Here is a 13,212-nt window from a genome sequence, read left to right on the forward strand (position 1 = left end):
GATGACTGGCGAAACCATGGGTATTTTATCGCACTCACTTTATGGCAAAACCCCCGAAGAACTTACTGAGTCTGAAAAGCAGAATATAAGCGCATGGGCAACGTTAGCTTCCGGCATTGCCGGCGGTTTAATCAGCGATAATAGTGCAGGCGTTGCCAATGCCGCCCAAGCCGGGAAGGTGGTGGTTGAGAATAATTATCTGAGTTTTGATGAGGCTCGTGCGTTTGATAAAGAAATGACAATATGTAAAGCAGCAGGTGAGAATTGCCAGCCTATCATTGACAAGTACGCCACAATTCATGGAAAAAATTCAGAAGAATTTAGAAAAGCATGCCAAAGAAACTCATTAGAATGCACAGCTGGTTATGAAAGGCTCAAGCTGAATGGAGGAATTTCGGCAGCCTCAGCAGAGGCTAAACTGATAGGAACTGGATTGAGTATGAGTGCAAATGCAGGTGTACAAATATACAACGGCAATACTGGTGATAAATTTGATTATCTAAGCTTTGTGCTAGCAGGCTTTACTGGTTGGACAGGAACAGGTCGAAATCTACATTCCAATGTTCAATTAAACGCAGGTAGTGCTTATTTAGGGAGTAAAATAGCAGGCGAAAATTCAGAAGCTGCAGTGGTTGGAGCTATATTTGGAACAACGCTGGGGTATGGGCTTGGTTTTGGGGTCACTAATTATTGGGAAAGGCAATTGATTAAGCGTCATTTTGGTATGCCAGTAAGCCGTTATATATTAAAGTATGCTGAAATACCTTTTTATTCCAATTATATATCGCAGGAATTTACATTACCCCCATTTCCTGGGATTGCAGGAGGCGCTTTGGGTTCTGGTTTTCTGGAATATAGTGGAGCAGGGATGAACAGTAATATTACAAGTGATCAAATAATAGAAAAAAATGATATTAGTAATAAAATGACTAGTGATAAAGTGAATCAAGAGGATAAACGTTAATGAAATTATCATTTAACCACTTAATTTTATTGATGTTTATTTGTATTGTTACATGTTCATTAGGTTTTGTAGCGTCTGAGTGGCTACTGACTAATAAGAGCGTATATCAGCTTAATTGGATAGATAGCTTGGAGCTTGGTAGTCTACTTGGTGGGGGGATTGGCATTACTTTTTGGTTAATGTTCCACTTTAATATTAAATGATGCGTTTTTTTAAATAATTATATTCATCAGTGTTATTATCTTTTTTAGTAGAGTTTTTTTAATTTTATTCAGATAATCCAAATTTACTTAAAGTCAATGAAATAAAAAACATTATAGAGTTAGCGATAACAACCGAAATGACTAATACAGAATTCCAAGAAAAAATTAACAATATTAGTGAACAGAAAAGAGACAAAATAATAAGCTAATTATATTCTATAAATAAATTTTTTTGTCCATGTTTTTAGTGGTTGGTGAAAAAATAAATATAGTGTAAATGAATTGTAATTTAAATCTTAGTGAATGGAAGATATGGAGAATATATTGGCAAGATGGTTAAAAGATAATAAAGAGATAAGTGTTAAGATAGAGCCTGTTTATATGGAAAATAATGATGGGCCAGCAAAAATTAATGTAAGATATACAATAGAAGGAGAAAGATCAGTGATCAAAAGTTTTACTAATGTTCAAAGAGGAAATTAAATATGAACGATCAAGTTATATACCAAAAAATTGGACAGTTACTTGTTGATTCCAGTCCACCTGATGCTAAAAAAATTATCATTAGAGCTCAACTTTTTTGTGAAAGAGATGGTTGTACTTATGAATTTGACTATGTAGATAAAAATAATAAATTAAATTGGTATGATCCTGATGGCAAAGCTATAAATGATTTAACTGATATATTAGAAGATTTGAGAAGTTTTTATATTGATAACATAAAATCCGGGAAAAATTCATTTTGGTATGGGTGCGAAATAACTTTAGACTTAGAAAAAATGAAAATTAATATAGATTTTAAATACGATGATTAAAGTAAGACATCCCAAAATAGTAATTTATATTGTTTATTTTCCTACTTTTGATGTGTTAATTTTCACTTAAAAGTAGGCAAATAGCGATGAGATTTTTTAAAGTATTTGTGACCCGAGTTCGTAAAAGAAATCAATAATCGAAACTAACTTTAATAAGTTGATTCGAAAGCCTCTAATTTAATCGTCTAATGTGGGTTAAATAGCGAGTGGGCATAGTATTCGACAACAATTATTTAAAATTGCATTGTTTATAATATTGGTTAAATCCAAATAAAAAATATACTCTTCAATCTGCGGTATTAAAAGGCACATGGACAATACGTGATAGCGATAAAATGGACAGCAAATACTGCTTAGTGGAAGAACAAACGAGCTTATTTGCAGGTAATCAAGGTTTTGATCTGTTTAAGAATGTTTTTATTTTGCTTTAATAACAATGCGTAATCATTTAAATGCAATGTGAGCAATATAATGATAAAAAATGACATGGTCTGTATATTTAAAATAAAAATCAGACCATGCCGGATATTTAAGTCATGGCAAACTTAACAAATAAAAATAGCTAAGATTTTATCTATTTTATTCTGCTTAAAGACTTTATTTATCACTTCATCCATTTATTTTAGAATGAATATAGTGAACTTTTCGATTCTTTTAATTTTTGTGCTAATTCAGATGCTTCATATCGTGCGGTTACTATTTCGATATAAGAGGCACTCTCTGTTGATCCGGCTACTTCAAGGGCTTTATTTAATTCATTTATGGTTGTGACTTTCTCACAATGCCAATCTGTTGCGCCAAAAGCTTTAGGTAATTGGTGATAATTCCATTGAGCAAGATCGTTATAATAAGCTTCGGGATAATCACATAATAATCGTTCAATTAAGTAACCATCATTATTTAAAATAAGGATGATCGGTTTTAATCCAAAGCGAACAAACTGGCTAATCTCTTGTACGGTTAATTGATGTGAACCTTCACCAGTAATTAAAATAACGCGTTTGTTAGGTGCTGCAAGTGCGGCACCAAATGATGCTGGTGTCGCCCAACCAATAGAGCCCCATAATGTTTGGTTATGAAATTGTGCACCTTCTGGTAATAGGGCAAAACCTAATCCCATTGATGACGTACCAGTCTCTGCAATAATAATATCATTAGGTTTAAAAAACCGCTCTAACCGTGGATAGAGATATTGCGCTGTAATTTTACCATTATCTGATATAACAGGTTTATCTAATCCTCTGGCTTTTATCTGATGATAAGTTTTATTTGGTAGACGTTTTGTTAATTCAGAAAGAATATCTTCCATATAAACGGAAGGGTAGATAACAGAATCAATCTCAACATAGTCTGACATAATGTTGATAAATTGTTTTGGTTTAATATTTGCAGTGAAACTTCCTGTATTGAAGTCGGTCATCATTGCACCAATTCCTAATATGTACTCACTCTTTTCCACAAATTCTCTGACTTCAGGTGTCATTAATTTGCCATCATACATACCAACATATTGGGGATTAGATTCACTCAAAATACTTTTATCCATAAACATAGTGGCATAAGGCAAGCCAGTTTTATTGATAAGAGCTTGAACATTATCTGATAATCCTAAGCGTGTGGATAAAATACCAGGTAATACACAGACATTATTGCTGTGAGTTAGTCTCTCTATTATTGTTGATACTGCCTTTTCTAATGTTTTTTTATCACTTGTTGATTTTTTCGGTGTGGTAACAGGTAACGGTTCTGTCACTTGCATTACGGCATAATCAGCAGGTAAGCCAATATAAACCGGACGTCGCTCTTTTAATGCAGTAGCAATTAAACGTTCCATTTCTGAAATACAATTTTCAGGTGTTAATATTGCGTGAGCACAAGCAAGACGTTGACCTAATTGATAAAAAATATCAAAGTCACCATTACCTAAGGTGTGATGAACAAGGCGCTTACTTTTTTGTACACCGCTTGCGGGCATACCGACTAAATGGAAAATAGGTAGATTTTCTGCGTAAGCGCCGGCAATAGCATTAATTGCACTTAACTCCCCAACACCAAATGTTGTCGATAATGCAGCCATACCTTTAATTCGGGCATAACCATCAGCAGCGTAAGCTGCATTGAGTTCGTTGCAGCTCCCAATCCAACGCATATGATGACTATTACAAATAGTGTCTTCTATAGGAAATGCGTAATCGCCAGCAACACCAAAGACATCACTTATTCCTAAGTCATATAAGCGGTTTAAAGTATATTCAACGACAGTCTTATTCATTGTATCTCCAAAAAAATAGAATAATAATCTGTAAAAGTATAGTAATACTTTTACATTATGCTTAATGTTTTATCTCGGATATTAACTAATATGAAATGGTTTATTATTATTGGGGGTATAACTAAAAGTAATAAGGTGAAAATAATTTATGGATATTCGTGTATTACGCTATTTTGTTGAAGTTGTTCAATTAAATGGCTTTAGTCGAGCCGCTGATGCACTATTTGTCACTCAACCCGCAATTAGTCGTAGTATTAAAAAATTAGAAGATGAGTTAGGTGTTATTTTATTAGTGAGAGAAGTTGATGGCGTTAGATTAACGGATGATGGTGCAATACTGTTTGAACATGCAAAACAGATAATTGCACAATTTAATGATATGAATAAAGCATTACAGGACAAGTCTGGACCATTAACAGGAACATTAAATGTTGGATTACCTCCTGTAATAGCTTCGACGTATTTTGCTGACATTATTATGGCTTTTAGTTCTCGTCATCCTCAGGTTGAACTAAAAATATTTGAATTAGGCACTAAACAAATGGCTGATGCCATGAGAGAAGGAAGAGTTGAAACTGCTGCCGTCGTATTGCCTTTTAATGAAGATACTTTTGAATTAACTCCTTTTTCAGAAGATCACTTAATGTTATTAATGTCGCCATCCCATCCTTTAGCGATAAAAAAAGAAATTCATTTTGAAGAGTTGATTAATGAGTCTTTTATCTTTTTTTCTGAAGATTTTCGTATTAATGATTTAATTTATAGTGCTTGTGGTATTTACAATACAGTGCCTATTATTGCAGGGCGTAGCAACCATTTAGATTTAATTATTGCAATGGTAAAAGCGGGGGTGGGAGTAACACTTTTACCAAATAGTATGTGTAATAAAAATCCTATTGATGATTTGGTTGTTCTTCCTGTTGTGGAGCCTATATTGTCATATCAAATAGCACTCGCTAATAATAAAAATGGCTATAAAAGCCGAAGTTGCCAAGCGTGGGAGCAGTTAGCAAGAGAAAAGCTACTTATAGGATAAAATATTAAAATAGGGCTTATTTATATTCTATTTAAGAAATAAATATTGAAGTTGTCTTTAAATAATAAAAATGATTAGAAATAAATGTTATTTTTTAAGAAATGCAGATAGCTGTATAAAAGCAGTTATATAAATGATAAGTTTATATTTTGCACATAGTCTTATGAGTAATAATAAAAATAGGTAAATAAAAGATTAATCAGAGAGTACAGGAATAGGATAGGGAAAATAATGAATGATAGTAATAGTTCTGTAAATCAACATTTTATTCGCAAACTTGAAGGCATCGTTGGTAAAAAACAAGTATTAACACAGGCACATAAAACAGAACGGTATCGTAAAGGTTTTCGTTCAGGGCAAGGTAAGGCGCTTGCTGTTGTCTTTCCCGCTAATTTATTAGAACAATGGCGAGTTTTTAAAACCTGTGTTGAAGCCGATAAAATTATTATTATGCAAGCGGCAAACACAGGATTAACTGAGGGCTCGACACCTAATGGAGATGATTATGATAGAGATATCGTGATTATTAGTACATTACGTCAAGATAAAATACAGGTTCTTTCAGAACATAATCAAGTTATTGCTTTTCCTGGCAGTACACTATGGCATTTAGAAAAAGTATTAAAACCATTAGGTCGTGAGCCTCATTCTGTTATTGGATCTTCTTGTATTGGTGCATCGGTGATAGGCGGAATTTGTAATAACTCGGGGGGAGCTTTAGTTCGCCGTGGACCTGCTTATACCGAATTATCACTTTATGCTCGTGTTAATGAAAAAGGCGAAGCTGAATTAGTTAACCATTTAGGGATTGATTTAGGCGAAACGCCAGAGGAAATATTAACCAATTTAGATAATCGTCACTATCATGAGAAGCAGATACAAACGACAGAAAAATTGGCTTCTGATCATGAATATCATGAGCGTATACGTGATGTTGATGCTAATACCCCCTCTCGCTTTAACAATGATGAACGGCGTTTATATGAAGCCGCAGGGAGTGCAGGAAAATTATCTGTATTTGCTGTGAGATTAGATACTTTCCCCGCAGATCATCGTACTCAGGTTTTTTATATTGGTACTAATAATCCGGACGAGCTTGAAGATATTCGTCGCCATATTTTAAGCCATTTTAAAAAGTTGCCTGTTGCTGGCGAATATATGCATAGAAGCTATTATAAAATGGCTGAAGTGTATGGAAAAGATACGTTTTTGGTGATTGATAAATTGGGCACAGATAAAATGCCAATATTATTTGCCGTAAAAGGGCGAGTCGATGCGGTATTAAATAAAGTGCCTTTTTTGCCTAAAAATATGGTGGACAGAACCATGCAGTTTATGAGCAAACTCTGGCCTGCTCATTTACCAGCGCGTATGACAGATTTTCGTGACAAATATGAACATCATCTCATGTTAAGAATGGCGGATGATGGAATTGAAGAAGCGGCAACTTATTTAAAAGAATACTTTAAGTTAGCATCAGGCGATTATTTTGAATGTACCGAAGAAGAGGGAAATAAAGCCTTTTTGCATCGTTTTGCCGCTGCGGGTGCGGCTGTACGTTATCATGCCGTTCATGTTAATGACGTAGAAGATGTGTTGCCATTAGACATTGCATTGCGCCGTAATGACAAAGATTGGTTTGAAAAATTACCACCTGAAATAGAGAGTAAATTACTTTATAAACTCTATTGTGGGCATTTTATGTGTCATGTAATGCACCAAGATTATATTATTAAAAAAGGTGTTGATGCTAAGGCATTAAAAGCAGAAATGCTGGCATTATTAGATCAACGTGGTGCGGAGTATCCCGCAGAGCATAACGTAGGTCATATGTATTATGCTAAGCCTCAATTAAAAGCATTTTATAAACATAACGATCCAACTAATAGCATGAACCCAGGTATTGGTAAGACCTCAAAATTAAAATATTGGGGAGAAGAGTGTGGTTGTGGACATACACATAATGAACCTAAAATAAGTAGCGTAGAGAATAAAGAATAACTGTTGTAGATTGTGTATTAAATTAAAAAAGAAAGGCAGGATAAAACCTGCCTTTTTTCCATCTAGTCATTAGCCCATAATGATTCGCTATTATGAGCAATAAAATAAACATTAATTTTTTCAGGATCAATAAAATGACGGATACGAGAATAAAAATGATCACATGTATCTTCATATTTATCATTCATAAAAATCACGATCCCAAGATGTCTAATTTTATTAAAAGGGATTTGCCTTAATATATGCTCATCTTGTGCCCCCATACTCCAGCCTAAAATGAGTAAACTATCGTTAATTTTAGGAATAGCTTCATGATAAATACGTGTTAAATAGTTACTGGAACGTATAGTTTTTAATTTTTCCTCACTTGTACCTTCAGAGATAAATAGCGGAGAGTAATTATAATTATCCCAAATTTGACTAATTTGATCGATAAGATGGTTATCGCCTTGAATACTTAATTTTAACTCTTCATCATTTTCATTCTTTGCAAGAATAAGATTACCATGAGGATAAAAAACAAGATTAGAACGATTACCTTTGTATTCGCGGTATTCTTCAAAATCTTCATAAAAGCTACTGTGATTGAAGCAATCTTTAAAAAGTGGATATGGATGATTATCATTAACTTGCATAATAGTCCAATAAAGCATAATGTCATAATTCAAACTGAATATTGTGTCAAATTGCTTAATAAAGCTAGCACAATTATTAATTTTATCTCTCACTTTATCAATGCAAGGGTGAATACCTTTAACTGTATTAATTAAGGTTTCTTTTACTTGACTGTGAGCCTGATGAATATCCTTGCAATCAATATTGAAGATATTATTTATTACTGTAGCTTGGGTGAATTTTCTTAGAATATATTCAAAATCTTGAGATTGGAAAGAATCAAAAATACTTTTTACATTTTCTGGTAACTTAGCATTGGAAAATAAATTAGAGTAATTAAAATTAGGATCTATAGCAATTGATGAACCATTTCCTAATAATAAACTTCCTGTAAATAACTCAGAAACAGCATTCCACTCTTTTACATTAAAACGCATAATAACCTCGGTATAAAATATGAGTGGTTATTATATTTATTTGTATTTTATTTTTATGCGTAGCTATTCGTAAATATATAATCAATTTATACCTAAAAAGGTATATTAATATCAGAGATTATTATAATCTCTGATATTAATTAATAACTTATTGAATAGTATTAACTCGCAATCTCTTGAGCATATAAATAAAGCGCTTGTAGCTGCTTTAATTTTTCCTCGTTATCGGCATGCTCTTCAGCTAATAACTGAATGGTATTAATATATTCGGTTAGTTTTTCTGGCGATAACATCTCTTTTCTATGCGCTAACCAACGTTGTTGTTCGTCATAAGTAAGTGTTGAAGGATAATTTCTTGCACGATAACGGAAAAACAGAGGTTCCATTCTTGCATCTTCAAACGTTAAATCTAAAGCAGGTAAATTCTGTGGTTGTGTTGAGCGAATAATCTCCATCACACTACGATCATTTTCACTGAAAAAACCATTATAAATTTGCGAATCAACATTATCAGAGACACTAAAAGGCGTTTGTTGCGCAAATATTTCCACGACTTTATTGCGTATTTCAGGATGAGAAAACAAGATTGCTTGGTTTTTTAAACAATTATCAACATCTAAACCAATTCTATCTGCATCTTGCTGTCTTAATGTATTTTGCGGTGCCACGATGGGACATTTATTAATATGCAGTAATTTAATTGGAACAGGTGGCTCATCAACTGATAATTCACTACGTGGTGTATATAAACGCTCACGCAATTGCTCTGAGTTGAGTGTTAATAATGGAGAGATATCTGCGGCTAAGTCGCAGACAATAACTGCATTGCGATTATCAGGATGCCACGCTAATGGAGCAACAAGGCTTAAATTAGAACGCGCAGCACCAAACATGCCTGAAACATGCACAATCGGTGTCATTGCCGGAATATCAATTAGTGCCTGAACTTTACGTTTATCGCGTAAATTAAAGAAATAATCAAACATACGCGGTTGAGCTTGCTTTAATTTTTTTGCCATCGCAATGGTGGCATAAACATCAGACATTGCATCATGCGCATTTTCATGAGAAATGCCATTTGCTTTAGTCAATAACTCTAAGCGAAAGCTTGGAAAACCGTCTTCATTTTCAGGCCAAACAATACCTTCAGGGCGCAGTGCATAGCAGGCACGTAACACATCAAGTAAATCCCAACGTGAATTTCCTTTTTGCCAGCTATAAGCATAAGGATCATAAAAATTACGATAAAGGATATTACGAGTGACTTCATCATCAAATCGAAGGTTGTTATAACCCATAATGCAACTATTCGGTTGGCTAAAAGCTTGATGAATTTGACGAGTAAATTCAGCTTCAATCACCCCATTTTTTGCTGCAATTTGTGGTGTTATTCCTGTGATCATTACGGCTTCTGGGTGAGGAAGATAATCATCATTAGGTTTGCAATAAATCACGAGAGGATCTTCAATGATGTTGAAATCCATGTCAGTTCTTACACCTGCAAATTGAGCAGGGCGATCTAGTGCTGGGTGAGTACCAAAGGTTTCGTAGTCATGGACATAAAATGTGGGCATTTTTGCTGAATTAGACAAGGTTTCCTACCATTAAATTTATTGGTGATTTTGTAAATCATTACTCAATGAGTTGTATTGGGCTTCATGAAGACCATGGTAAACCATAATGCAGTAAACGTGAAATGCCAGATTAAAACGCACTCATGTCGTGTTTAATATAAGGTGTTACGGTGAGGATAAGTAGGAGTGTACCACCGCTAATATTGATTACTTTTTTCATAGTAACAATATTGATCTTTTGTGATGACAATAAAATAAAACCACAGCAAGCAATTAGCCAGATACTCATCATTAAAATATGAATAGAAGATAAAGCAAGATAATTACCGAGTGTTGGTGTTGCACCTGCATAACGGGATACAACTACGAGATATAACATAATTGCTTTAGGATTAAGCACATTAGCAATATAAGCGGTTTTGATAGAGGCTTTTTGATGAATAATTGTGGTGTTTTTAGAAGCTTTTAATCCAGAGTGTATCAGTGAAATTCCAAGATAAATTAAATACACGTTACCAAGAATGGTTAATACCATAAAAGCCGAAGGAGACGAAACTAATAATTGGGTTATTCCCAATCCAACCAAAAGTCCATGAGTAATAATACCTAATGCGGTGCCTGCAATCGTGATCAATAATCCTTTTACGCCATAGGTTAAGGTGTTATCTAACGCAATTGTAAAACTTGCACCTGGTGAGATAATTATAGGCAGTAACGTAATAATAAAACCAAGTATATCCATAGTATTATCTTAGTCATTATTTTTGTCTTCGTCGAAAAATTGCATGCCTGAATAAGGATGTTGACGACAGGCTTCTAAACGACTTTTTAAATCACCCACATGGGCTTCAAGTTTATGATGGTCAGGATCGTAAAAATAGAATGAATCACCTTCACTTTTATTTTCTTTCCATGCAGTAATACCATGGGATAAAAGGTGCTGTTTAAAGGTTTCAAAATTATTTGCAGATAAGCTGAAAGCATAGTGGGTGTAATCACTGTCTTCAGTAATATGGCGTTTATCGTGAGATAAACATAACCACAAGGAGCCCAGTTGTAGATAAGCACCGTTATCCCATAAAGCAAGAGGTTTAAAACCTAATATTTCAGTATAAAAGGCAAAGCTTTTGTTCACATTATTGGTGGCGAGTGTTAGGTGGTTTAAATCCGTTAGCATAGTCTTAATTGAATTATGGAGAGTACCGCTATTTTAGCAAAGGGAATTAAAGAAAAGGGATTATATGATACCTATTTGTGCGTTTTACTGGCAGTAATGGTAATAAAAAATAAAAGTAGATCCAGAACACATAAATTAAATTGTTAACGTTAACTTATGTGCTTTATATCACATTAAAGCGATATGATTGTTTGTTAACTTAAAAGTTAACGTTAACATTTAAGGGTGAAATGATTTTATAAGGCGCTCAACCAATGAACAAAGACTCAAAAAAATACTATGCGATCTTAAGTGCGCTGTTATTTTTCTTCTTTTTTACCTGGTCTTCATCTTTTTCATTAGTTTCTATTTGGTTAAATCAGTATGTAGGATTAAAAGCGACTGATACTGGATTAATATTCTCTGCAATTTCTTTGATTGCTTTATGTGCCCAACCTTTATATGGCTTTATTCAAGATAAACTCGGGTTAAGAAAGAATTTATTATTAGTGATTGCAGTATTACTTATTCTTTCTGGGCCATTTTTTCTAGGTTTTGCATCAATATTACGTTGGAATATTTTTGTTGGCTCCATTCTAGGGGGCTTATATGTTGGTATGACATTTAATGCGGGGATTGGCGTATTAGAATCATATACAGAGCGTGTTAGTCGTATTCGTGGTTTTGAATACGGTAGGGCGAGAATGTGGGGATCATTAGGTTGGGCATCTGCAACATTTATTGCCGGACATAATATAAATATCGATCCTAATTACAATTTTGTGATGGCTTCTATTTCAGGTGTCGTGTTCTTAATTCTTTTAGCACTGTTAAAAACAGATAAATCAGATGCATTTAATCAATTAGAGCATGGGAAAACATCGGCTATTACCATAAAAGATGCTTTGAATTTGCTTTCATTGCCTCGTTTTTGGGCACTTATTTTGTTTGTTATTGGTACCTGTGTTTATGGGGTTTATGACCAACAGTTTCCCGTCTTTTTCTCATCGCAATTTGCGACCTTACAACAGGGTAATGAAATGTACGGATACCTGAATTCATTGCAGGTATTCTTAGAAGCTGGTGGTATGTTTATCGCGCCTTTCCTTGTCAATAAAATTGGTGCTAAAAACGGCTTATTGCTGGCAAGCAGTGTTATGGCTGCTCGTATTATTGGTTCAGGATTAGTCGAAGGACCTGTCTTGATCTCTTGTATGAAATTATTACATGCTGTTGAATTACCCATTTTATTAATTTCAATCTTTAAATATAACAGTCAACACTTTGATAAACGTTTATCTTCAACACTTTATTTAGTTGGTTTTCAATGTGTGAGTTCTATTGTCGCGACATTATTATCTCCATTAGCCGGTTACGGTTATGATCATTATGGTTTTGCACCAACCTATATGGTGATGGGATGTATTGTAATAGGGACAACACTCCTCTCTGCCGTATTTTTACGTTCAGATGCGAAAGCATTATTGCCACTTGATGGCTTACAACATGAAGATCAAAATAAAGCACAACCTATTTAATTGCTGATTAATTTATCCTTTGTAGTGTCGATTTAGGCTACCAGTAAAAATGTGTAGCCATTTTTTTATCATAAAATAAGTGAATATTTACGGGTTAAAGAATATTGACTATATTGATTAATGTATATCATCCTAATTAATTGTTAATTAAGCAAAATCAATTAAATTTGTAAACTTTGCTTGTTTATTGACACGATTAAGCGATAATCTTAAACAGAACTATTTATCTTAAATATCAATTGTAAAGGTGTAGGAAATGGATAACGCAAACAAGCCGTCTTTCCAAAACGTACTGGAGTTTGTGCGTATGTATCGTCGTAAAAACAAAATCCGTCGTGAGATCACTGACAATGAGAAAAAGATCCGTGATAACCAAAAACGCGTTCTTTTGTTAGACAACTTAAGTGAATACATTAAACCGGGTATGTCGATTGAAGATGTACTGGGTATTATTGCTAATATGCGTAGTGACTATGACGATCGTGTTGACGATTACATTATTAAAAATGCCGATCTGTCTAAAGAGCGCCGTGAATTATCTAAGCAGTTAAAAGCGATGGGTGAAATTAAAAATCTTCCTGAGCTAAAAGACTGATTGCTT

Annotated in this window: 12 protein-coding genes; 7 read left to right on the top strand and 5 right to left on the bottom strand. The window is 34.0% G+C overall.

What is annotated here, in order from left to right:
* From DK865_RS07580 to DK865_RS07590, 3 genes are all read left to right on the top strand, one after another.
* The coding region (locus DK865_RS07580; RefSeq protein ID WP_109391595.1) for a VENN motif pre-toxin domain-containing protein at positions 1-964 on the top strand (964 nt) is incomplete at its 5' end.
* A 527-nt stretch (positions 965-1,491) separates the two neighbouring features.
* Positions 1,492-1,650, top strand: coding sequence for a hypothetical protein (locus tag DK865_RS18625; RefSeq protein ID WP_162556617.1), 159 nt, complete (start codon positions 1,492-1,494; stop codon positions 1,648-1,650).
* A gap of 2 nt (positions 1,651-1,652) precedes the next feature.
* Entirely contained in the window at positions 1,653-1,982 is a 330-nt protein-coding gene (locus tag DK865_RS07590) for a hypothetical protein (RefSeq protein ID WP_109391596.1), read from the top strand.
* A gap of 622 nt (positions 1,983-2,604) precedes the next feature.
* On the opposite strand, the gene DK865_RS07595 is transcribed toward DK865_RS07590, so the two are convergent.
* A complete protein-coding gene (locus DK865_RS07595) occupies positions 2,605-4,254 on the bottom strand; it encodes an alpha-keto acid decarboxylase family protein (protein ID WP_109391597.1) in 1,650 nt (549 codons plus the stop codon).
* A gap of 148 nt (positions 4,255-4,402) precedes the next feature.
* Between DK865_RS07595 and DK865_RS07600 the strand changes: the two genes are divergently transcribed.
* Positions 4,403-5,290 carry a LysR family transcriptional regulator gene (locus DK865_RS07600; RefSeq protein WP_109391598.1) on the top strand — a complete coding sequence of 296 codons (888 nt, stop codon included), beginning with the start codon at positions 4,403-4,405 and terminating at the stop codon, positions 5,288-5,290.
* Between the two features lie 231 nt (positions 5,291-5,521).
* Entirely contained in the window at positions 5,522-7,291 is a 1,770-nt protein-coding gene (gene dld / locus DK865_RS07605) for a D-lactate dehydrogenase (RefSeq protein WP_109391599.1), read from the top strand.
* Between the two features lie 62 nt (positions 7,292-7,353).
* Here the strand turns inward: dld and DK865_RS07610 are convergent, their stop codons facing one another.
* The 4 genes from DK865_RS07610 to DK865_RS07625 form a co-directional block, all read right to left on the bottom strand.
* On the bottom strand, positions 7,354-8,343 hold the full coding sequence (locus DK865_RS07610; RefSeq protein ID WP_023582586.1) for a DUF4917 family protein: 990 nt from the start codon (positions 8,341-8,343) through the stop codon (positions 7,354-7,356).
* 161 nt (positions 8,344-8,504) lie between these two features.
* Positions 8,505-9,935 carry an exodeoxyribonuclease I gene (gene sbcB, locus DK865_RS07615; RefSeq protein ID WP_109391600.1) on the bottom strand — a complete coding sequence of 477 codons (1,431 nt, stop codon included), beginning with the start codon at positions 9,933-9,935 and terminating at the stop codon, positions 8,505-8,507.
* 112 nt (positions 9,936-10,047) lie between these two features.
* A complete protein-coding gene (locus tag DK865_RS07620) occupies positions 10,048-10,659 on the bottom strand; it encodes a LysE family translocator (protein WP_109391601.1) in 612 nt (203 codons plus the stop codon).
* A 9-nt stretch (positions 10,660-10,668) separates the two neighbouring features.
* A complete protein-coding gene (locus DK865_RS07625) occupies positions 10,669-11,094 on the bottom strand; it encodes a VOC family protein (protein WP_109391602.1) in 426 nt (141 codons plus the stop codon).
* Positions 11,095-11,348: 254 nt separating this feature from the next.
* Here DK865_RS07625 and DK865_RS07630 point away from each other — a divergent pair, with 254 nt between their 5' ends.
* Together DK865_RS07630 and tmaR are read left to right on the top strand one after the other, a co-directional pair.
* Positions 11,349-12,611 carry an MFS transporter gene (locus DK865_RS07630; protein WP_023582582.1) on the top strand — a complete coding sequence of 421 codons (1,263 nt, stop codon included), beginning with the start codon at positions 11,349-11,351 and terminating at the stop codon, positions 12,609-12,611.
* 256 nt (positions 12,612-12,867) lie between these two features.
* The gene (gene tmaR, locus DK865_RS07635) at positions 12,868-13,206 is read left to right on the top strand and encodes a PTS system regulator TmaR (protein WP_023582581.1); all 339 of its coding nucleotides are present in this window, start codon (positions 12,868-12,870) and stop codon (positions 13,204-13,206) included.
* The last annotated feature ends 6 nt before the right edge of the window (positions 13,207-13,212 follow it).

It is taken from the genome of Proteus cibi, from assembly GCF_003144405.1.
Classification (GTDB): domain Bacteria; phylum Pseudomonadota; class Gammaproteobacteria; order Enterobacterales; family Enterobacteriaceae; genus Proteus; species Proteus cibi.

Excerpts from the sequence above, each read along its gene's own strand:
- DK865_RS07600 (WP_109391598.1), top strand. The coding sequence starts at position 4,403 with ATGGATATTCGTGTATTACGCTATTTTGTTGAAGTTGTTCAATTAAAT.
- DK865_RS07595 (WP_109391597.1), bottom strand. The coding sequence starts at position 4,254 with ATGAATAAGACTGTCGTTGAATATACTTTAAACCGCTTATATGACTTA.
- tmaR (WP_023582581.1), top strand. The coding sequence starts at position 12,868 with ATGGATAACGCAAACAAGCCGTCTTTCCAAAACGTACTGGAGTTTGTG.
- DK865_RS07620 (WP_109391601.1), bottom strand. The coding sequence starts at position 10,659 with ATGGATATACTTGGTTTTATTATTACGTTACTGCCTATAATTATCTCA.
- DK865_RS07610 (WP_023582586.1), bottom strand. The coding sequence starts at position 8,343 with ATGCGTTTTAATGTAAAAGAGTGGAATGCTGTTTCTGAGTTATTTACA.
- DK865_RS07625 (WP_109391602.1), bottom strand. The coding sequence starts at position 11,094 with ATGCTAACGGATTTAAACCACCTAACACTCGCCACCAATAATGTGAAC.
- dld (WP_109391599.1), top strand. The coding sequence starts at position 5,522 with ATGAATGATAGTAATAGTTCTGTAAATCAACATTTTATTCGCAAACTT.
- DK865_RS07590 (WP_109391596.1), top strand. The coding sequence starts at position 1,653 with ATGAACGATCAAGTTATATACCAAAAAATTGGACAGTTACTTGTTGAT.
- DK865_RS07630 (WP_023582582.1), top strand. The coding sequence starts at position 11,349 with ATGAACAAAGACTCAAAAAAATACTATGCGATCTTAAGTGCGCTGTTA.